This window comes from Pseudoduganella sp. HUAS MS19, from assembly GCF_053615455.1.
In genome coordinates this window covers 2,342,281-2,362,810 of the sequence record NZ_CM132133.1, presented here as the reverse complement: position 1 = coordinate 2,362,810, position 20,530 = coordinate 2,342,281, and the positions used below count along the sequence as shown (strand labels likewise).

Annotated in this window: 22 protein-coding genes, 2 tRNA genes and 1 riboswitch; of the genes, 16 read left to right on the top strand and 8 right to left on the bottom strand. The window is 59.1% G+C overall.

Features of this window, described 5'->3' with window-relative positions; all coding sequences use genetic code 11:
• Positions 1-2: 2 nt before the first annotated feature.
• From ACWBU6_RS10810 to glyA, 4 genes are all read right to left on the bottom strand, one after another.
• Positions 3-875, bottom strand: a complete 873-nt coding sequence (locus ACWBU6_RS10810) for a PilW family protein (protein ID WP_452648795.1) — start codon at positions 873-875, stop codon at positions 3-5.
• On the bottom strand, positions 872-1,468 hold the full coding sequence (gene pilV, locus ACWBU6_RS10805; RefSeq protein WP_452648794.1) for a type IV pilus modification protein PilV: 597 nt from the start codon (positions 1,466-1,468) through the stop codon (positions 872-874). Before pilV ends, ACWBU6_RS10810 begins: the two co-directional genes overlap by 4 nt.
• Positions 1,469-1,528: 60 nt before the next feature.
• On the bottom strand, positions 1,529-2,002 hold the full coding sequence (nrdR, locus tag ACWBU6_RS10800) for a transcriptional regulator NrdR (RefSeq protein ID WP_090443505.1): 474 nt from the start codon (positions 2,000-2,002) through the stop codon (positions 1,529-1,531).
• Positions 2,003-2,080: 78 nt separating this feature from the next.
• On the bottom strand, positions 2,081-3,325 hold the full coding sequence (gene glyA / locus ACWBU6_RS10795) for a serine hydroxymethyltransferase (RefSeq protein ID WP_452648793.1): 1,245 nt from the start codon (positions 3,323-3,325) through the stop codon (positions 2,081-2,083).
• Positions 3,326-3,405: 80 nt separating this feature from the next.
• A riboswitch (ZMP/ZTP riboswitch) is annotated at positions 3,406-3,516 on the bottom strand.
• A gap of 217 nt (positions 3,517-3,733) precedes the next feature.
• Between glyA and ACWBU6_RS10790 the strand changes: the two genes are divergently transcribed.
• The 12 genes from ACWBU6_RS10790 (at position 3,734) to ACWBU6_RS10735 (ending at position 13,040) form a co-directional block, all read left to right on the top strand.
• The gene (locus ACWBU6_RS10790; protein WP_452648792.1) at positions 3,734-4,477 is read left to right on the top strand and encodes an SDR family NAD(P)-dependent oxidoreductase; all 744 of its coding nucleotides are present in this window, start codon (positions 3,734-3,736) and stop codon (positions 4,475-4,477) included.
• 119 nt (positions 4,478-4,596) lie between these two features.
• A complete protein-coding gene (ybgC, locus tag ACWBU6_RS10785; protein WP_055935129.1) occupies positions 4,597-4,995 on the top strand; it encodes a tol-pal system-associated acyl-CoA thioesterase in 399 nt (132 codons plus the stop codon).
• Positions 4,996-5,013: 18 nt separating this feature from the next.
• Complete coding sequence (tolQ, locus tag ACWBU6_RS10780; protein ID WP_452648791.1) at positions 5,014-5,703, top strand: protein TolQ; 690 nt, start codon at positions 5,014-5,016, stop codon at positions 5,701-5,703.
• A 15-nt stretch (positions 5,704-5,718) separates the two neighbouring features.
• Positions 5,719-6,159 (top strand): ExbD/TolR family protein, encoded by a 441-nt coding sequence (locus tag ACWBU6_RS10775; protein ID WP_452648790.1) that lies wholly within the window; start codon positions 5,719-5,721, stop codon positions 6,157-6,159.
• 3 nt (positions 6,160-6,162) lie between these two features.
• A complete protein-coding gene (locus ACWBU6_RS10770) occupies positions 6,163-7,011 on the top strand; it encodes an energy transducer TonB (RefSeq protein WP_452648789.1) in 849 nt (282 codons plus the stop codon).
• Complete coding sequence (tolB, locus tag ACWBU6_RS10765) at positions 7,011-8,276, top strand: Tol-Pal system beta propeller repeat protein TolB (RefSeq protein ID WP_452648788.1); 1,266 nt, start codon at positions 7,011-7,013, stop codon at positions 8,274-8,276. The genes ACWBU6_RS10770 and tolB overlap by 1 nt, the downstream gene beginning before the upstream one ends.
• Positions 8,277-8,331: 55 nt before the next feature.
• Positions 8,332-8,856: a peptidoglycan-associated lipoprotein Pal gene (pal, locus tag ACWBU6_RS10760; protein ID WP_452648787.1), complete on the top strand. Its 525-nt coding sequence runs from the start codon at positions 8,332-8,334 to the stop codon at positions 8,854-8,856.
• Between the two features lie 337 nt (positions 8,857-9,193).
• Positions 9,194-9,946 carry a tol-pal system protein YbgF gene (ybgF, locus tag ACWBU6_RS10755; protein WP_452648786.1) on the top strand — a complete coding sequence of 251 codons (753 nt, stop codon included), beginning with the start codon at positions 9,194-9,196 and terminating at the stop codon, positions 9,944-9,946.
• Between the two features lie 64 nt (positions 9,947-10,010).
• Positions 10,011-10,086, top strand: a tRNA-Lys gene (locus ACWBU6_RS10750).
• A 17-nt stretch (positions 10,087-10,103) separates the two neighbouring features.
• Positions 10,104-10,179, top strand: a tRNA-Lys gene (locus ACWBU6_RS10745).
• A 282-nt stretch (positions 10,180-10,461) separates the two neighbouring features.
• On the top strand, positions 10,462-12,273 hold the full coding sequence (locus ACWBU6_RS10740) for a GmrSD restriction endonuclease domain-containing protein (RefSeq protein WP_452648785.1): 1,812 nt from the start codon (positions 10,462-10,464) through the stop codon (positions 12,271-12,273).
• A 146-nt stretch (positions 12,274-12,419) separates the two neighbouring features.
• Positions 12,420-13,040 carry a hypothetical protein gene (locus ACWBU6_RS10735; RefSeq protein WP_452648784.1) on the top strand — a complete coding sequence of 207 codons (621 nt, stop codon included), beginning with the start codon at positions 12,420-12,422 and terminating at the stop codon, positions 13,038-13,040.
• 78 nt (positions 13,041-13,118) lie between these two features.
• Here ACWBU6_RS10735 and ACWBU6_RS10730 read toward each other — a convergent pair whose 3' ends face one another.
• Positions 13,119-13,511 (bottom strand): RidA family protein, encoded by a 393-nt coding sequence (locus ACWBU6_RS10730; RefSeq protein WP_452648783.1) that lies wholly within the window; start codon positions 13,509-13,511, stop codon positions 13,119-13,121.
• Between the two features lie 116 nt (positions 13,512-13,627).
• Between ACWBU6_RS10730 and ACWBU6_RS10725 the strand changes: the two genes are divergently transcribed.
• Positions 13,628-14,533, top strand: a complete 906-nt coding sequence (locus ACWBU6_RS10725) for a LysR substrate-binding domain-containing protein (RefSeq protein WP_452648782.1) — start codon at positions 13,628-13,630, stop codon at positions 14,531-14,533.
• A gap of 35 nt (positions 14,534-14,568) precedes the next feature.
• Here ACWBU6_RS10725 and ACWBU6_RS10720 read toward each other — a convergent pair whose 3' ends face one another.
• Positions 14,569-15,516, bottom strand: a complete 948-nt coding sequence (locus ACWBU6_RS10720) for a gliding motility protein GldB-related protein (RefSeq protein WP_452648781.1) — start codon at positions 15,514-15,516, stop codon at positions 14,569-14,571.
• Positions 15,517-15,585: 69 nt separating this feature from the next.
• Between ACWBU6_RS10720 and ACWBU6_RS10715 the strand changes: the two genes are divergently transcribed.
• The 3 genes from ACWBU6_RS10715 to ACWBU6_RS10705 all read left to right on the top strand — a co-directional run bounded on the left by ACWBU6_RS10715 (position 15,586) and on the right by ACWBU6_RS10705 (position 19,810).
• Positions 15,586-16,398 (top strand): helix-turn-helix domain-containing protein, encoded by an 813-nt coding sequence (locus ACWBU6_RS10715; protein WP_452648780.1) that lies wholly within the window; start codon positions 15,586-15,588, stop codon positions 16,396-16,398.
• Positions 16,399-16,429: 31 nt separating this feature from the next.
• Positions 16,430-16,747 carry a putative quinol monooxygenase gene (locus ACWBU6_RS10710; RefSeq protein ID WP_452648779.1) on the top strand — a complete coding sequence of 106 codons (318 nt, stop codon included), beginning with the start codon at positions 16,430-16,432 and terminating at the stop codon, positions 16,745-16,747.
• A 111-nt stretch (positions 16,748-16,858) separates the two neighbouring features.
• Positions 16,859-19,810, top strand: a complete 2,952-nt coding sequence (locus ACWBU6_RS10705; RefSeq protein WP_452648778.1) for a hypothetical protein — start codon at positions 16,859-16,861, stop codon at positions 19,808-19,810.
• On the opposite strand, the gene ACWBU6_RS10700 is transcribed toward ACWBU6_RS10705, so the two are convergent.
• Both ACWBU6_RS10700 and ACWBU6_RS10695 read right to left on the bottom strand, forming a co-directional pair.
• The gene (locus ACWBU6_RS10700) at positions 19,731-20,279 is read right to left on the bottom strand and encodes a substrate-binding periplasmic protein (RefSeq protein ID WP_452648777.1); all 549 of its coding nucleotides are present in this window, start codon (positions 20,277-20,279) and stop codon (positions 19,731-19,733) included. The genes ACWBU6_RS10705 and ACWBU6_RS10700 overlap by 80 nt on opposite strands.
• 5 nt (positions 20,280-20,284) lie before the next feature.
• A complete protein-coding gene (locus ACWBU6_RS10695; protein WP_452648776.1) occupies positions 20,285-20,509 on the bottom strand; it encodes a hypothetical protein in 225 nt (74 codons plus the stop codon).
• Positions 20,510-20,530: the final 21 nt, after the last annotated feature.

Genomic DNA, 20,530 nt, shown 5'->3' with positions numbered 1-20,530 from the left:
TCCTACGGGTTGCGCAGGGCGACGGTTGCCGTGAACCGGCGACGGGCACGGTGCTGCATCGGTGCCGGCAGGCTGGCTTCATCGATGCGCGCCCCTGGATCGGCACCCGGAAGCAGTTCATAGCTGCTTAAGCGGCTTCCTCCGCGCGAGCCTCGTTCGCCGTGCAGCAGCAAAGCAATGCGGATGCTGGTGATGCGGCGCCAATGAGGCCGCATCACGCGTTCCGGCGCGGGAAGCAAGTCGTCGAGAGCGTCAATGCCGCTGGCGGTGAGGTAAAGGTTGGGGATGTTGTCGCGCGGGGCATCGGTATCAATGCCGTACAGCACGTGAAACGCATCCACGCCACGCACCACGGCATCGGAACCCCAACCGTTCTCGCCCTTGTATTTGCAGCGAAGTTCGGCGATGCCGTCGCCGGCCCGGGCCAGGTAAAAAATGCTCCACGCCCATTCGCCTGGCTCGGCGGGGAAACCGGCGCAATTGAGCATGGCGCCGCCAGCCGACGCGCCGGCGATTGCTGTGGGCAGGTAGCGGATGGCCAGCGCATCGCTGCCGTTGACAGAAGTTTGCGCGTCGCCGAGCCCATCCGAATTCGTGGCCACGCTTGCGGCGTCGCGGCCCTCAATAGCCAGCGGCGGCACAGGTGCCGCGGCACCAGCCCCGGGCTCCCCGGGATAGCCGGCCTGACGCAGCGATTGACCAATGATTGCCAGAGCGAAGCGGCCATTGTCGTCAATGCGCGTGTTGGCGCCGTTATGCAGGAAGTCGCCACTGGAAGCGTGCAGGAGCGAGGCTGCCGCCAGGGCGACCAACAGGCTGAGCGCCATCGCAATAAGGATCTCGCTCAAAGCCAGACCGTGCTGGTGCGCCATCATTGCGCGCCCCCAGCGCCAGGCCGAATGTTTGGCGGCGGGCCCGGCGGAACTGCCGGGGCGGCAGGCGATCCGGCTAACGCGACAGACAGCGCCACAGCCGGCGCCGCGCCGAAGCTGGTGCCATCCGGCCGCCTGCTGCGCCAGCCTATTTTTATGGCGACAGGAGCATCGGCAGCGCCCGAGCACGGCCATTGCAACTGCCCGCCGGGCGCGGCGCCGGCATCGCGGCAAACAACCGCGCGGGCAAGCGGCAGCGCAGCCGCGAGACGCCGGCGGAATTCATGCAGCTCCTGCTGCGCGATGGTGACCGAATCGCATGGGGCGCCATTGCAGGCGGCCGGCGCATCGGGCGCGCCACTGCCGGCAGCGGCATCAAACTCAAACCCCAGGTAAGCGGAGGACTGCGCGGCGTTCGCGCGGATGTGTTCAGCCAGCGTGGCGGCAGCCTGCAGGGCTTCGGTCTGCAGCGCCGATTCCTGCCGGGTGCGCATGGCGTGCGCCTGCATCGCCAGCGCGCCGACCAGGCCAACGGCGAGCAGCAGCACGGCAACCAGCACTTCCAGCATGGTGAACCCAGCAAATGGACGACGCATAGCGCAGCCCTCCCCTGCTGATCAAATTAGTCAGCAAAGGGCGCGCAGGTTTGAGAAATATCAAGCCTTGGGAGAGAGCTCTTGACCGTCACCAACTTCTTCGATCGCATCCTGGAATTCGGCCAGGTCTTCGAAGTTCTTGTAGACCGAAGCGAAGCGGATATACGCCACCTTGTCGAGGCGTTTGAGTTCGGCCATGACGAGTTCGCCAACGAAGACGGAGTCGACTTCACGCTGGCCGCTGGTCAGCAGCTTTTCTTCGATGGAGGACACTGCCTTGTCGACGGACTCGGCAGCAACAGGGCGCTTGCGCAGGGCCAGCATCAGGCTGGCGCGCAGCTTGTCGGCCGAATACTCGGTGCGGCTGCCGTTCTTCTTGACCACGTAAGGCATGGTCAGTTCGATCCGCTCCCACGTGGTGAAGCGCTTATCGCAGTTCACGCAGCGCCGGCGCCGTTTGATGGCATCCCCTTCCTCCGACACGCGGGTGTCGAGAACCTGGATATCATCGTGCTGGCAGAACGGGCATTTCATGGATGTGGCGTCTCTTATTATTGAATGAAAAAGCGCCGGACCTTACGATCCGGCGCCTCGATAGTACCAACCGCTTGCTTAGGCGTAAACAGGGAATTTGTCAGCCAGCACCTTCACAGCGGCTTTCACGCGCTCGATGGTTGCTGCGTCGTGCGGGTTATCCAGCACGTCGGCGATCAGGTTGCCCACTTCTTCCGCCTCGGCTTCCTTGAAACCGCGGGTGGTGAAGGCTGGCGAGCCCAGACGAATGCCGGAAGTCACGAATGGCTTCTGAGGGTCGTTAGGGATGCCGTTCTTGTTGCAGGTCATGTGAGCCTGGCCCAGGATCGCTTCCGCTTCCTTGCCGGTCAGGTTCTTGGCGCGCAGGTCGACCAGGAACACGTGCGACTCGGTGCCGCCCGAAACGATGCGCAGACCGCGCTTGATCAGGGTCTTGGCCAGCACGTCGGCATTCTTCACCACTTGCTGCTGGTAGGCCTTGAATTCCGGCGACAGGGCTTCCTTGAAAGCGACTGCCTTGCCTGCGATAACGTGCATCAGCGGGCCGCCCTGGATGCCAGGGAAGATCGAGGAGTTGATGATCTTTTCGTGCTCGGCCTTCATCAGGATGATGCCGCCACGTGGGCCGCGCAGGGACTTGTGGGTGGTGGAGGTCACGAAGTCTGCGTGCGGAACCGGGTTCGGGTACAGGCCGGCGGCGATCAGGCCGGCGTAGTGGGCCATGTCGACCATGAAGTAGGCGCCAACGGCCTTGGCCACTTTGGCAAAGCGCTCGAAATCGATTTTCTTGGAGAAGGCCGAAGCGCCGGCGATGATCAGCTTGGGCTTGTGCTCCTTGGCCAGGGCTTCCATAGCGTCGTAATCGATGTCTTCTTCGGCGGTCAGGCCGTAGGAAACAACGTTGAACCATTTGCCGGACATGTTCAGCGCCATGCCGTGGGTCAGGTGGCCACCTTCCGCCAGCGACATGCCCATGATGGTGTCGCCTGGTTTCAGCACGGCGAAGAACACGCCCTGGTTGGCCTGGGAACCGGAGTTAGGCTGCACGTTGGCCGCTTCCGCGCCGAACAGCTGCTTCACGCGGTCGATTGCCAGTTGCTCGACGACGTCCACGTACTCGCAGCCACCGTAGTAGCGCTTGCCTGGGTAGCCTTCGGCATATTTATTGGTGAGCTGGGAGCCCTGGGCTTCCATTACGGCTGGCGAAGTGTAGTTCTCAGAAGCGATCAGCTCGATGTGGTCGTGCTGGCGCTTGTTCTCGTTCTGGATAGCGGCAAACAGCTCCGCGTCAACGTTGGCGAGGGTGTGATCTTTTGCGAACATGAAATTACTCCAGTTTTTAAGGCAGATTGGATCGAATCGGGAGCCAAAAGTGACAGGGCAGCCGAAACGCACGTTTCCATCGTGGCTGCCCAGGCGAACGGCTGTTTGAGATCTCACGTTCCCCGGTGGTTGCCCACCTCTCACCAGCAGCGCAAGCGCCAGCTGGTTTTTCGCCAGTTACGTGAGACAGTAATGGAGTCAGGATTGTAATTTAAGTGAGTTAATCCGGCAATCATTTGGCCGGATTCGGCTGATTTCGCGGCTTATTCGGCTTAGAACCGGTAAACCAGGGTCAGACCCCGCTTGCGGCCCGGCCAGATGATCAGTCAGTGTCAGACCCCGCGGGTCTGACACTGGTTTACCGGTTTTGGCGTTAGAATCCCCAAAGTTAATAATGGGAGTTCGACCATGATCGTGTTAGTTACCGGCGCAACCGCTGGTTTTGGCGCCGCAATGGCGCGTGTTTTCGTCAAGAACGGTCATCAGGTGATCGCCGCCGGCCGCCGCACCGAGCGCCTGGAAGCCTTGGCGAGCGAACTCGGCCCGAACTTACTGCCCGTAAAACTCGACGTGACCGATAAGGGTGCGATCCATGCCGCCCTGGCCTCCCTCCCTGCCGGCTGGCAGGAAGTCGACGTGCTTATTAATAACGCCGGCCTGGCGCTCGGCATCAAAGGCGCCCACGAAGCCGAATTGGAAGACTGGGAGACCATGATTGCGACCAACTGTACCGGCCTGGTCACCATCACGCGCGCCCTGCTGCCGGGCATGGTCGAGCGCGGCCGCGGCACTATTATCAACCTCGGCTCGGTGGCCGGCGCCTACCCTTACCCGGGCGGCAATGTCTACGGCGCCACCAAAGCCTTCGTCGAACAATTCACCCTCAACCTGCGTGCCGACCTGATCGGCACCGGAGTGCGCGCCACCAATATCGCCCCTGGCCTGTGCGGCGGCACCGAATTCTCCAATGTGCGCCTGAAAGACGACGCGGCGGCAGTCAGGATTTACGAAGGCACCACCCCGCTGACTGCCGACGATATCGCCAACACGGCTTTCTGGATTGCAACATTGCCGCAACACATTAATGTAAATTCCATCGAATTGATGCCAACCTGCCAAGGATTCTCGCCATTCGCCATCAAACGCAGCTAAAATGCCGCCCCATATAAGGGAAAACCGTAAGCAATTGTTACGAGATTGTGCAAAATACCTTGTCGCCGATTCATTTGGCGTAAAATGTTGCCGATTCTCACTTAGTAGCTCTTCTATCTATGTCGTCTGAGTTCACCTGGGAGGTCCGCGTCTACTACGAAGACACGGACGCCGGCGGAATTGTCTATTACGCGAACTATTTGAAGTTCTTCGAGCGCGCGCGCACCGAGTGGTTGCGCTCCCTCGGCGTTAACCAGGACAGCCTCCTGCGCGAACACGACGCCATGTTTGTTGTCAAAAATGTCAGCGCGGACTACCACGCGCCGGCGCGACTAGACGATGTAATAAAATTGACGCTTCGTATTGATAAACTGGGCCGCGCTTCGATCCAGTTTGTACAGGAGGCGTGGTGCGGCGACCGCCTCTTAAATACTGCCCACGTTAAAGTTGGCTGCGTCGACTCGGCCCTGCGCCCACGCGCCGTGCCCGATGCCGTTGCGGCCCGCATGCGCGCATAATAATTAGATTGAGAAACAATGAACGTCAACCAAGACCTTTCCTTCATCGCCCTCATCACCAACGCACACCTGATCGTTCAGTTGATCATGGCGCTGCTGCTTGCGGTTTCCGTTATCAGCTGGACCTATATTTTCAAGAAACTGTTTGATGTGCGCGGCGCGCGCAACCAGACCGTCGAGTTCGAAAAGACCTTCTGGGCCGGCGGCAACCTGCATGCATTGCACGCCAGCGCCGGCAGCAACCGCGCCAACAGTGGCGCCCTGGCCCGCATCTTCGAAGCCGGCATGGGTGAGTACATCAAGGGCAAGCAAGCCGCTGCCAGCAGCCGCGACATGAATATGGGCGACGTGCTGGATGGCGCCCGCCGCGCCATGCGCGCTGCCTTCCAGCGCGAGATGGATGCCCTGGAAGCCCACCTGGCCTTCCTGGCTTCGGTCGGCTCGGTCTCCCCTTACATCGGCCTGCTCGGCACGGTGTGGGGCATCATGAACGCCTTCCGCGGCCTGGCCAATGTGCAGCAGGCCACGCTGTCGGCCGTGGCGCCCGGCATCGCCGAAGCGCTGATCGCGACTGCTATCGGCCTGTTCGCAGCTATCCCGGCCGTGGTGGCGTACAACCGCTTCTCGCACGACATTGACCGCCTGGCGATCCGCTTCGAGAGCTTCGTTGAAGAATTCTCGAACATCCTGCAGCGCCAGTCCCGTTAAAAGGCGAAACTGAAGATGGCTTCTTCCTTCTCCAGCAGCATGCGCGGCAGCCGCGGCGGCCGCAAGCTGAAGTCCGAGATCAACGTCGTGCCTTATATCGACGTCATGCTCTGCCTGCTGATCATCTTCATGGTGATGCCGACCTCGAACAACCCGAGCTCGATCGACCTGCCGCACGCGGAGAAAGCGTCGCGCCCGCCGGATGCCTTCATCCAGGTACAAGTGAAACCGAATGGCTCGCTGATGATCGGTATCGGCGGCAAATCGGCCGAGGCACCGGAAACCGAACCGAACCGTGAAGCCCTGGTGCGCAAGCTGCGCACCCTGCACGAACAATATCCTGAGTACCCGGTGCTGATCGCCGGCGACAAGGAAAGCAAGTACGACGATGTGATCCAACTGATTTCCGAAGCGAAGAAGATGGGGATTAACCGCGTTGGCTTGGCAACGAAGTAAGGCATGGCAATGACGATGGCAAATGCAGGCGGACCGTACCGTGTGCCGAAGCGGCACGGCGGCACGCGCGCGTTTGCGCTGGCCCTGGTGATGCATGGCGTGCTGTTTGTATTCCTGTGGGTGGGCATTCGCTGGAACAATGACCCGGTCGGCGTCGATGCCGAAATCTGGGACATGACCACGCAGATGGCCGCACCGCAGGCGCCTGAGCCGGACCCGCAGCCCGAGCCCGAGCCGCCTGCGCGCACGCCAGAGCCGCCACCTCCCCCGCCGGAAGTGGTGAAGCCGGTTCAGCCTGATCCGGACATCGCGCTGCAGAAGAAGAAAGAAAAAGAGCGAAAAGAGCTCGAGCAGAAGATCGCCGAGCAGAAGAAAAAGCTGGAAGAAGAAAAGAAGCTCCTGGCTGAGCAAGATAAACAAGACAAGCAGAAAAAGCTGGAAGAAGAAAAAGCCAAAAAACTGGCGGAACTGAAAGAGAAGGAAAAGGCTGCCAAAGCCCGTGCTGCAGAAATGCAGCGCATCATGGGTTCGGCAGCTGCAGGCTCCACCGGAACGGCGGCACGTTCGACCGCGCCTAACCTGGACAAGGGCTATGTCGCGAAGCTGCGCACCAAGATCATGGGCCGCATCGACTATCCTGGCGCCAAGCAGGATATCGAAGCCAGGTTCATGGTCAGCCAGCTTCCCAGCGGCGAAGTCATGTCGGTTAAGAAAACCAAGAGCAGCGGCGTAGCTGCGTATGACACTGCGGTGGAGAATGCGATTTATAAGGCCTCGCCCCTGCCCAAGCGTGATGACGGCACGGTGGCGCGCGAGCTTGAACTCGTGTTCAATTTGAAGGACGTACCTTGATGAACAAAGCTAAATTTATGTTCGTAGTTGCCGGCGCAGCGTTCGCGCTGTCGGCACAGGCGCAACTGCGCGTCGAAATTTCCGGCGTCGGCAGCAACCAGATCCCGGTCGCCATCGGCCCGTGCGCCGGCGAAGCCTCGGCCCCGGCCCAGATCTCGGAAATCGTCAAAGCCGACCTGACCCGCAGCGGCATGTTCAAGATTATCGACGCCACGCCGACCACCAACCTGATGCAGACCGAAGCGACCAGCTGGAAGGCACGCGGCGCCGACGCACTGGTGGCCTGCTCCGTGCAAACGCTCGGCAACGGCCAGTTCGAGGTGCAGTACCGCCTGATGTCCACCGTGCAGGGTAACGACCTGTCCGGCTTCCGCGCCCCGATGCCGAACCAGTACGGCCGCCTGGCCGCGCACAAGATCGCCGATGATGTATATGAAAAGCTGACCGGCATCAAAGGCGTGTTCTCGACCCGTATTGCCTACGTGATCCAGCAAGGCCGCCAGTACCGACTGGAAGTGGCGGACGCCGACGGCGAAAACGTGATCCCTGCCCTGACCTCCACCGAGCCAATCATTTCGCCATCGTGGTCTCCTGACGGCACCAAGGTGGCCTATGTCTCGTTCGAACAGCGCAAGCCGGTGGTCTACGTGCAGAACCTGGTAACCCGCCAGCGCACCGTTGTGGCCAATGAAAAGGGCAACAATTCCGCACCGGCCTGGTCGCCGGACGGCAAGCGCCTGGCTGTGGCCCTCTCCAAGCCCGGCAACACGCAGATCTACATCGTCAACGCCGACGGCAGCGGCATCCGCCGCCTGACCAATGGCAGCACCATCGACACCGAACCGCAATTCAGTGCCGACGGCCAGTACATCTATTTCACCAGCGACCGCAGCGGCGGTCCTCAGATCTATCGCATGAGCGTCAACGGCGGGGAAGCCCAGCGCGTGACGTTCGGCAGCTCGTACAATATCAGCCCGCGCATTTCCGCTGACGGCAAGACGCTGGCTTATATTTCGCGGCGCGATGGCGGCGCCTTCCAGTTGTTCGTAATGGACCTGGAGTCCCGCCAAGAGCAACGCCTGTCCGATACCACCAGCGACGATTCGCCAAGCTTCGCTCCGAATGGCAAGTACATCCTGTACGCCACTCAGAACGGCGGCCGCCGCTCGCTGGCGGTGGCATCGACAGACGGCCGGGTTAAGCAACGCTTGAGTATTCAGGCGGGCAATATCAAGGAACCCACTTGGGGCCCTTTCATGAAGTGAAGAAGTAAAAGAAGTAAACGAGAAGTAGCACCTTTAACGACCAGGAGAAATAAAAATGCGTAACGTAAAACACGTAGCCTTCATCCTCAGCACCGCCGCCCTGCTGGCAGCTTGCTCGACCCCACAACCAGAAACCAAAGCACCTGAAGTGGTTGAGAAGCCAGCCGAGCCAGTCAAGCAAGCTGAGCCACGCGAAGTCAAGCCAGTGGTTGCAGAAGTTGACGAACTGGACGTACCAGGCGGCAAACTGGCAAACCGTTCCGTGTACTTCGATTTCGACAGCTACGTTGTTAAAGCAGAAGGCCAGGAAGTGGTGAAGAACCACTCCGCATACCTGGGCAAAAACCAGCGCACCATCCTGATCCAGGGTAACACCGACGAACGCGGCGGCTCCGAGTACAACCTGGCCCTGGGCCAGAAGCGTGCTGAAGCTGTGCGCAAGTCGATGGCAGCCCTGGGCGTGCCAGAAGGCCGCATGGAAGCCGTGTCCCTGGGCGAAGAAAAGCCTAAGGCTGAAGGCCACAACGAAGAAGCATGGTCGCAGAACCGCCGTGCTGACATCGTTTACAAAGCTAAGTAATTTTTTAGCTTAAGATGCCGCACTCAAGGGGCGGTGCGCAGTATAGACTGCGCACCGCCCCTAATTTTTTGGGCAACTGAATGCGCAATATACTCACCGCCATCGGCGCAATACTCCTGCTTACCGCCTGCTCGGCGCCAATCAAATGGAAGCGGTCTCGCTGGGCGAAGAAAATCCAAAGGAGGCAGGCATGCCGAACAAGCGTGGTCGCAAAACCGCGGCACCGACATCATTTACAAAGCGAAGTAATTCGCCAGCCTAACAATGCCGCACAAGGGGCAGCGCGCAGTTTATACTGCGCCCTGCCCCCTTTCTTTTTTTGTGCAAGGAAGAAAAAATGAAATTCACTAAGTCTGCCCTGTTGGCAGCCCTGTTTGCTGCCACCCTGCCCCTGACCGCATCGGCCGGCCTGTTCGACGATGAAGAGGCACGCAAGGCCATCATGGATCTGAAGGCCAAGGTCGCCAAGCTGGAAGCGGATCTGAAGAACCTGATCGACACCAAGACCGACAAAAGCACCACGCTCGACATGATCTCGCAGCAGGACCAGCTCCGCGAAGAAGTTGCACGCCTGCGCGGCCAGACCGAAATCCTGCTGAACGAAATCCAGGTCGCACAAAAACGCCAGAAGGACTTCTACACTGACCTCGACGCCCGCATGAAGAAGCTCGAGCCGCGCCAGGTGACCATCGACGGCCAGACCTCCTCGGTCAACATGGACGAACAGAACGCCTACGACAACGCTATGGCGCAGTTCAAGAGCGGCGACTACAAAGGCGCCGCCAACGCGCTGGGCGACTTCGTGAAGCGCTTCGGCGCCTCGGCCTACGCACCGAACGCGCAATACTGGCTCGGTAACGCCTATTACGCCCAGGGCGATTGCAAAAACGCCATCACCGCCCAGCAGGTGGTCGTGAAAACCTGGCCGGACAGCCCGAAAGCTGCCGACGCCATGCTGAACATTGCCAGCTGCCAGACGGAGCTGAAGGCAGTAAATAATGCCAAAAGGACATTGCAAGACCTGATCAAGAACTATCCGGGCACCCCGGCGGCCGCTACCGCCAAGGACCGCCTGAAATCCATCAGGTAAAAAGTACAAGCGAGCATTTGACAGCTGGGCCGACCCAGCCTATAATCTCGCTTCTTCTTTCGACGGGTCGTTAGCTCAGTTGGTAGAGCAGCGGACTTTTAATCCGTTGGTCGCAGGTTCGAGCCCCGCACGGCCTACCATTCGAAAGTGGAACCTTGGGTCGTTAGCTCAGTTGGTAGAGCAGCGGACTTTTAATCCGTTGGTCGCAGGTTCGAGCCCCGCACGGCCTACCAAGATACGCAAGGAAGCCCACGAATTTCGGTTCGTGGGCTTTTTTGTTTTCTGGTCCATTTCTGGTCCAAGTTGCTAAAAACCCCCTCCCCTCTTTTGCATCCGGTCAAGTCGGAGCTTAACAGCCGCTTTCGGTACAATTTCGGTCCTTGAGACGCTACGACGCAATTTCTAGCCCCCACAAGTTCTGAATGCAAACCTCGTGTCATGCGATTCCATCACGCAACCAAATGCGTTAAGATAAGGTTTCAAAAAAGGCCACTAGGACGAGAACAGGATACCTGATGAAACAACAAGAACGAAAAGATACTGTTGAGCTGTCGATCAAAGGCGAGAGCATTCAAAGCTTGTACGGGTACTACCTTTCAAATACCTTTCTCGTTAATCGCCGTTACCAACGCAAGCTGGTTTGGACCATCGACGAGAAGCGCGCTTTCATCGATTCCATACTGAAAGGCTATCCTGTACCTTTGGTGCTCCTCGCGGAGATTTCAGCGCCACGCAGGGTGCTGGAGATCATTGACGGGATGCAACGACTCAATGCAATAATGTCTTTCATTGAGCAAGAATTTGATGTAAGCGGAGGCTACTTTGATCTAGATACCATGGCGGACACAAAGCTCCTAAAAGATAATAAGACATTAGTCCAAAAAGAAAATGTTTTGGCTCGAGAACTTTGCGCCAATATTGTTCGATACCAAATCCCATTATCCGTGTTCCAAGAAACGGGGAGTGACCACGTCGATGAAGTCTTCCGTCGTCTTAATTCCAATGGCCGCCACCTTTCAAGGCAAGAACTTAGGCAAGCAGGTGCTATAAGTAAATTTGCATCGATCGTCCGTAAGGTTTCTACGGGGATAAGAGGCGATGCCAGCGCATCCGATGTTCTCAATCTAAGCGCAATGAAGAAGATCAGTATTACGAACAAGCATCTCGATTATGGAATTGCGATTGACGACATATTTTGGATTCGAAATAACATCATTAACCGAGAAGATCTTCGTCAATCCAAGGATGAAGAAATTATCGCGGACATTACCGCTTGGGTTACGCTAGAACGAGGAACGCGATCAAGTCCAGACATCTTGGATCAATTATATGGTCTTAATGTGGCAGCGGGCGCAACAAGTGAAACCTCGTTGGCAAGCCAAGTTGATTTGCAAATTCAAAAAATTAATGAAGAGCAAGTCACAACCAATATCCAGTATGTTTTTGATAAAATAATTGCGATTCTGACGGCTTCAGGGAAGAGTTTCGGTGCATTGCTGTTTGCGAAAGTTCCTGAGCGCGCCCCACGCTACTTCCAGATCTTCTATTTGGCTATCTATGAAATGCTGATAGAGGAAGATATGGAAGTTTCTGATATGGCAACATTGGTATCTTTACTTGACGGGGCCGGTGATAAACTAATCAACTTAAGCCAAGGCGGCGGCAACTGGTCAGCAAAAGAAAAACAGAATGCTGTCGACTCGTTGACTGGCGTTATCCGCAAGTGCTTTGCAAAAGATAATTCAAACGACCCCGGGAGAAATCACTGGATTACTCGTTTGGAAAATATTTTAATGCAATCATCCACAGAGCAGACGCTATATGACTTCAAAGTCGGATTGCACTCTCTTGACAAAGATAATTCTACCTTTGATCAGAAGCTTTTTTCGAAAATAATTAAAACCCTAACCGCAATGGCGAACACTTTGCCTAACTCGGTTGGTTATTGCGTCTTGGGAATTGCAGATAAGGATTCATCAGCAGCGCAGTTTGCGAAATTTTATTCGGCAAAGCCAATAAAGTATGCCAATTTCCATATTTGCGGAATCGACAGTGAGGCATTGAAGCATCATAAGGATGTAGATACCTACTTCACGAAACTTACTCAATTGGTTAAGAACGAGCCAATTAGTGATCGTGACAAGGATTACATCTCGCGAAACATCTCTTCCGTCAAATACTTTGATAAGACGGTAGTAATACTAAAAATTGAATCTGACGCAAAACCTTCCATCTACGGCAATCAGTATTTCGTAAGGCATGGGAGCAATCTTGATGAAGTAAAACCAGACAGCTTTGCCGAATTGTTTTCTCGTTTTGTTAAATAGACCGAGTACTTTAGAGAAACGCACTTTTAATCCGTTGGTCGCAGGTTCGAGCCCCGCACGGCCTACCAAGATACGCAGAGAAGCCCACGAATTTCGGTTCGTGGGCTTTTTTGTTTTTGCCCCCAACAACGCTCTGGAACTCAGCATTGAAAAAATCATTTGCACTCGTTGCAGCTGCCGGCACCGCAATTGCGGTACTGGCTGCCGGCATCTTCAGCTATACGTCCGGCAGCCTGCCTGCTTCAGGCGCCAAGGTGGTCCAGCCGCCGCCGATGACGGCAAATGCAAAGCCTGCGAGCACGCCTGCCGGGCCTGTAGCGCTGATCGGGGCCTTCTTCAGCATGGAATACAGCGACACCGAAGAGCCACACGCCGAGTCCGGCTATAGCGTCGAGCTGTACAAGCAAGGCAACGTCGTTTTTGGCGCAATCGGAATGGCCGACGGCTCATTGGAGCCATGGCACGCAGCCATATATGACGTGGCCTACAACGAAGAACAGAAGACCATCTCTTTCAAGGCAAAGTATTCGGATGGCACTGAAGTCGTGGACGGCAAGGAGCGCGAAGCACGAGTCCTGCTGACGTTCTCCGGCAACATCGATAAAGATCAAATCAAAGGCACCGTGACGAAACTCGATGGTTACACACGCGAGCCCCGCGACGAAGAGAGACTGGCCGTAATTCCAAAGTCGGATGAAAAACCCGACGTTCCTGCCAGTTTTGATGAATGGAACAAGTCCCATGCTCATCTAGTGCCGAAGTGGTAAACGCGGTTTAAGAGGCAAGGAAGCCCACGAATTTTCGGTTCGTGGGCTTTTTTTGTTCTTGCTCCAACCCTGCATTACTCAGTCGGGAATCCGAGCTATGACCTTGATCTCGAAGTCGAACCCGGCCAACCAGTTGACCCCTACGGCGGTCCAGTTCGGATAGGGCGAGTCCCGGAAGATTTCGTCCTTGATCGCCAGCACTGTACTGAACTGCTTTTCCGGGTCCGTGTGAAAAGTCGTCACGTCAACGATGTCGTTCAGGCCGCACCCGCCAGCCGTCAGCGTCGCCTTCAGGTTCTCAAATGCCAGCCGTACCTGGGCCTCGAATTCAGGTTCCGGCGCTCCATCTGGACGGCTGCCGACCTGGCCGGAGACGAATAGCAAATCCCCCGATCGAATCGCAGCCGAGTATTTATGGACTGCGTAAAGTTCGTGCCGCCCGGCCGGAAAAACGGTTTCGCGCGCTTTCATGGTGTCTGCTCCTTGTGCTGATGAATGCCAGCACTATAGCTACGGCAATCATTCGGATAAACCGCAAAATGGCTGCTACACTGTTTGGAAAAACCAAACTATTGGCGGAACTCGAGATGGACAAACTGGAAGGCATGCGGGCATTCGTTCGGGTGGTTGAGGCGGGCAGCTTCACCAAGGCCGCCGAAACGCTGGGTGTGAGCAAAACCACGATCACCCAATTGGTGCAGCAACTGGAAGCCGAACTGCGCATCAAGCTGCTCAATAGAACGACCCGCAAGGTGAACGTGACGACGGCAGGCTCCGAATACTACGAGCGGGTGATCCGCCTGCTGGCCGAACTTGAGGACATCGAAAACAATATTCCCGGCGAATCAGCTGCGCCGCGCGGCCTGTTGCGGGTGGATGTCCCGAGCCCGTTTGCGAACATCATCCTGGTGCCGGCTCTGCCTGAATTCCACGCCCGTTTCCCGGAAATCCAGCTCGATATCGGCGCCAGCGACCGCAAGGTCGACCTGATTGGCGACAATGTCGACTGCGTGGTGCGCGGCGGCGGCATTGATGATGCTTCGCTCGTTGCACGGCGAGTCGCCGACCTGCATTTGGGGGTCTATGCCGCGCCGTCATACCTGGCCCGGGCGGGAACGCCAACGTCTCCCGGTGAATTGCATGGCGCCGGCCACCGTATCGTCCAGTACCGCTGGACCAACGGTTTGCCCTACACGATGGAGAGATCCGGCGAGCGTGTCAGGATTGGTGGCCGCTACTTCCTGACGATCGACGACGGCAATGCTTACCTGACAGCCGGACTGGCCGGGCTTGGCGTGTTATGGCTGCCGCAGTACATGGCCAGGCAGCATGTTGACAGCGGCGCGCTCGTGCAGCTATTCACGGACTGGCGTATCGAGCCGATGCCGCTCCACGTGGCATATCCACCCAATCGATATGTTCGCAAACAGCTTCGCGTGTTCATCGACTGGATCGTCGAACTGATGGAGCGCCACCAATTACAAGGCCGCTAGCTACCCATGCCCTCGGGCAGCCACGATTCGGCGCCTCATTCCTCGTATCCGCTGGCTTTCAGGATTGCTGCGGGGTCCTCAAGTTCGATCAGTTTCCTGATCGCCGCATACTTGTCAGGAGATCGGTTCACGTAGGTTTCGGCAATGCGCATGCCGATCCAATAGCCTGCCTCGCAAGGCCAGCCCTCCGGGGCGGCTCCGCAATTGGCGAACCAGCGCTTGAAACGCGCATTAGCCATAGGATTGCGCAAGCTCTCGCCGTCGGCCTGCATCAACTGGCGATCACGCTTGAACTCTTCCCACAACCACGATTCGCGTTCGCGTGCCCATGCATCGCGATCGGGTTTGGGCATTTCGCCAGTGACTACGTACGCGAGGTAGTCAGCGATGCCTTCTCTCAGGGACTGGCTCAATAAAGGATCGGCGAGTGCTTGCGGCGATGCTGCGCCCTGCCAGGTGTGTACCGTTTCATGAGCAAAAAAACTTCGCATCGTCGTCCGGAACTGCTCGGGTGTCGTGCCGGGTGGGCAGGTGACTTCCAGGCCGATTACCTGCATGTCGGAACTGGCCGTGCCGCCGGAATTCAAAGCGCCGAACACGACCTCAATAGCGGGTAACGGCCGTTCTGGCATTAACCCTGCAAAAGCCAGGTAGATCGCTTTGAGGTCACTCCGCAAGGCAGGCAGCCGTGGCAGGCATTCGCGGATCGCGTAGCGGTAATTGTCGGGTTTAGCGGCGACCGCGCGTGCCAAGCGCTTTGCGTCCACGATGCGCATTGGAGTGAACACTTTCACGCCTGCGCCGGACTGATCCAGGTATTCGCGCTGCAGGACTTCGGCTGTCGGCACTACGCCATCCTTCATGATCTTTGCGAATCGGAGGGCATCACCGAGACCAATATCGATCGTGAGCGCATCGACTTTCGCGCCGGCGAACGCCGTGCCGGTCCAAAGCAGGGCCACAGGCAGAAGCAGCTTTCTCAATCTCATTACCAAATTACCAATTGCGTTCAAGGAGCGGCAGGATATCATGTTGCTGAAATGAAAACTAGAATGTTCGACTCCCGACGCTGGCATCTGCGTCCGTCCGCGCAATTGCGTCCCTATATCGACCGCTATTGGGGCTGGCAAGGCCAACAGACGCTCCCGCCCCGGCTTCCACCCGGGACCGGTTCTGAGTGCATCTTCCATTACGGCTCGCCGTTCCTGCTGAACGGAAAAGAAGCGCCGCGTGGCGTGCTCCTGTGCGTGCGCACACGCGCCATCGCCATCGAAGAGAACGGACCACTCGGATTCGTCGCCGTTCGTTTTCGCGGCGGCAGCCTGCGGCATTTTTGCGCGCCATCGCTGGCCCACCTGCACGACCAGGAATGGCCTGCGCAAGCCATTTGGGGCGATCACGCAGAACGGCTGTCCGACCGCCTGCTTCAGGCTGATAGTCCAGCCGAATGCTCCGCACTGCTCGACCAATTCCTCCTGGCGCGGCTTGGCCAGTATGAAGACCGCAGCGGGCGCTGGCTCGACACCTTGCTCGACCAGTTGTACTACTCGCCTGGCACCAGCATCGACGCTTTAGCTGAAAAATCCGGCTGGACACGCCGCCACTTCCAGCGCAAGTTCACCGACACTTACGGCCTCGGACCAAAGAAGTTCGCCCGCATCGCCCGCCTTGGCCATACGATGCGCATGCTGGCGCTTTCTCCCGGCATGCCCGCGATCGATGCTGCTTTGCGCATGGGCTATTTCGACCAGTCGCACTTTATCCACGAAACACGCACACTCACGAGCTATGCGCCGCAAACCATCATCGCCGGCATGCGTGAAAAGTCCCATTTTTACAATCCGCCTTCAAGGCCGATTGCGTAAGCTGAAGCTCCATTCACTCACGGAGTTTCCAATGTACCTGCTTGCCACGCTCGACGTTCACCCCCGGTTTCGCGCCAACCTGCTCGCCGCACTGGAGCAACTGGTGATTCATTCACATACCGAGCCTGGAACCTTGCAATATGAGGTGCTTGCCGACCTTGAAAACGAAAACCGCATCGTCGTTTTCGAGCGCTACGCCGATGCCGCCGCAATGCAGGCACACCTCGACAGCGCGCCACTCCAGGCCCTGGCCGCCAAGTTCGGGACCTGGCTCACTACGCCTCCGGCCCTGGCCCGCATGACACGGCTCGAAGGTTTCCTGTGCGAAGGATTGCACCAAACTGCCTAGCTGTCCTGTAGTGAGCTCTTCCAACCTTTTTCCGCCATCGGTGTACATTTCATTCGCGCGACATCGCTGCCGGCCACAGCTGCAGATCCCATCACTTCAGCGAGTGAAGACATGAGACGATTCTTGCACCATTTGACTTTGTTGCTCGCCATTGCCAGCGGGCACGCACTGGCAGTCGAAATCGTTGGAAAACCGGGAGCGCCGGGCGCCCCGGGCATGTCGCCAGGGGCTGCGGGCGGCAATGGGGCGGCGGGCCAGGACCTGGCAATCCTTGCCAACGCGGCCACCGCCCAGGCGCACAAGGTGACTGGGGGTGCGGGTGGCGCAGGTGGCAATGGCGCCGCAGGCGATGCCGGGCAAGATGGTGGTGCCGCCGGTGCCGGCGGAGCCGGCGGCAATGCACGCCTTCAGGTTTATGGCACAACGAATATTCCCTACTTTCTCGGCCCCTATTTTTATGCGATCGCCAAAGGCGGCGACGGCGGCAATGCGGGCCTTCCGGGCATGGGCGGGGCGGGAGCTGCCGGCGGTTCCGTCGCCATCGGCGGCGCCGGCGGCGATGCAAGCGTGACCGCCGTGCTATGGCCTGGGGTACGAAAAGCCGAGGGCGTGACCGTGCGGGCAACGGGTGGCAATGGCGGCAATGGTGCCGGTCGCGCCGGATCGGCGCAGGCCGCACTGGCCCTGGTTGGCTATGACGAGGCGCCCTCCTCTGCCGCAGTAGAGGTGACGGCAGGACAAGGCGGCGATGCGCTCCTGCAAGGCAACGGCGCCGATGGCGGCGCCGCTTCAAGCGCCTTGTCGGCCAAAACGGCAGGGCCGGGCGTCACGCTCTCAAGCAGCACGCAAGGCGGCCACGGTGGGGCCGGACGGGGTGCCGGCAATCGCGGCGGCGCCGGCGCCGCTGCGCAGGCTACGATGTCAGCCAGCGCCGGCCACGGCAACCTGAAGACGCATATCTGGCTGGGTGGAGGAAACGGCGGCTCCGGCTACAGTGGTGCCGAGGGCGGCGACGGCGCGGCGATGCGTTACGCCGCGACACCGGCGATTTCAACCAGCGGCAAGGTCCACCATACAGTTGCCGTGTTTGGCGGCTCCGCCGGCTTTAGCAGCGGCGGCAAGGCGGGCAAGGCCGGTGCCAGCGAGGCGGCGCTTGAACTGAGCGACGAAAAGGCCTCGGAGATTCAGGTGTTTGTTATCAGCCATGGCGGACGGGGTGGCTATGCCGAGTACGGCGGCGCCTCCAGTGCCGGCGCAAGCGGGCTTGCGCGGTCAACGATTAACAGCCTTGCTGCGGTCCACTCCAACGCCTACGGCTACGGCGGCGAAGGAGGATGGCAGAACGATGGCGGCCGCGGTGCCGCCGGCGGCGATGGCTTCTCCTTCAGCGAGGCCACAGGCCGATCCAGCGTGTACAGCAACGCTTCGGCCTTTGGTGGGACCGGGGGCGGGGTACGCGGCGCCGGCAACCGTGGCGGCGATGGCGGAAGTGGCTCGGCACGAGCAACCGCTCACGGCAATATGGGCGATGTGATGGCCGGCGCCAGCGTGCACGGCGGCTCCGGCGGCATGGGCCTGGATGGCGCCGATGGCGGCAATGGCGCGTCGGCGCACATAACAGACAGCGTCACGGGCAGCGGCAATGGAAGTTTATGGCTGATCCAAGGTGCAGCCGGCGGCAATGGCGGCAACAGCGAAGGCGGCGTGGCCGGCAACGGCGGCAATGCCAGCTCTAGTATCGCCTGGACGGAAAGCAAAGCAGCGCAGGTGAAGCTGAGCACGTCAGCGGAAGGTGGCGCCAGTGGCAACGGCAGCAATGGCGCCCTGGCTGGACGGAGCGGCTCGGCCAGCGCATCATCGGCGCTGCTGGCGACGGCCAGCGGTGTGCAAGCGGAGGCGGCCAGCTACGCGCAAGGCGGCTATGTTATGGGTGGCACCCTGCCAGGAGCGCTCCGCGCCGGCAGTGCGAGCGCCCGCGCGGCCGTTGTATCGGCGGGTGATGGCTCGGCGTACGCGACCGCTCAAGGCGGCAGGAGCATCAACTCGTATCGCCCGGTCCGCGACGGCAGCGTCACATCGCATGCATTTGCCATTGCTGCCGGTACCGCCCGCGCCGAGGCAACCGGTATCGCCGGTAACGAAAGGACATCGGATACGACCGCCATTGTCTATTCGGAGGCAAACGGAAGCGGCGGCGCCTATGCGCGTGCGCACGGCTGGGGAGCGTATGTTGACGCCAGGGCGAAGTCCCGCTCCCTTGGCGCCGCCGGCAACGCAGCCAGGACGACCGGCTATGGCCTGCAGGGCACACTGGGAGCGGAAAGCATTTCGTCCGGGTGGGATGGATCGGAAGCGCGCGCCAGCGCGGCGGCCGACATCAATGGCACCGCGTTTGCCGTACTGAGTTCGGCCAATATCGGCGGCGCGGCCCCTGCCCTGCAATTCGACCCCGAATGGCATTCGGCCTTTTCGCATGCAGCAACTGCTCCAAGCGAATCCCGGCAGCTCAGCGGGGCGTTCGCCGGCGGACAGCAGGCCGGAGCCGGCGCCATGGGTGTACTGGTGCGCCCCGAACTTTACGGCGGCCCGCTCTCCAGCACTTTGACGGCGTACTTCCAGTTCGACCTCGCTGCTCCCGGGCAATTGGCGTTCTCCATGCTGGATACCATGGCTGAACAAAACGGCTTCGTTTCAATGGCGCTGTCGATCAGCAACCACGGCGCCGAACTGTTTGCGCGCTCGTTCGCTTCGCCGTCGGAGGTCGAGCTTTTCTTCGACCATCGCCTGCTGCTCTTGGGAGCGGCCAATGCCGGTCTGCAGGAGGTGCTGGTCACCGCCGTATTCACGCTGGACCGGCCAGGCGGATTCGGATTCGACTACGCGCTCGGCATCGCCCCGGTACCCGAACCTCAAACCTGGCTGGTGTTGATGCTTGGACTTGCAGTGTTGCTGGCCTGGGGCCGGCCACCGCCGGGCGCCTGGATCAGGGCTGTGGTCCAAGGTATTGCTTCACGATCGCATCGTAAGTGCCGTTGGCGTGGATGCTTTTCAGGCCGGAATTGAACGCATCGCGCACTCGGGCATCCCGAAACACGGCCTTGCGCGGGCTTTCGGGGAAGATCCGGTGGAAAGCCACCGCCTGCCTGGCGTTGATCTGAGGCTCCAGCTTTTCAGTGAAATAGCGGAAGATCAAACGGTCGCCCACCACAACATCTACCCTGCCCGTGAAAAGAAGCTTGTTCTGCGTGATCTGGGCCGGCACTTCCCTGTAGTCCGAATGGCCGCTGGCAACGAGACTGAAGCGGTCGCCCAGCACCATGCTCGCATTCTGGAATGCCGCCACAGAATAGTTGGACAGATCTTCAATCTGCTGGATCTTCAGGTTGCGGCGGGCGAGCGTGGTCGCGACGTTTTGGTAGACGATGTAATTATCTGTGAAGTAGTCCTGACCGCCAATCCCTTCGCTGATCGACAGCAGGCCATCGAGCTGGCCAGCGCGCAGCATCGCCAGCGCGCGGGTTTGCGGCAGCATGTGCCCTACCAGCTTATAACCGCCGGCAGCATGTGCCCTACCAGCTTATAACCGCCGGCAGCCAGTGCCTGCCTGGCGATGTCGTAGTCCACTCCGGCAACACCTGACTCCATGACATACGGTGGCTTGGGCAAACCCATGCCGACATGAACTTCCGGCATGGCCGCCTCCTGCGCGCTGGCGGCACTGCTGCAGGCCAGGGCAATCGAAAGCCAGATTCGCAACCGCATTCGCAGTGCATGCCTGAGCCA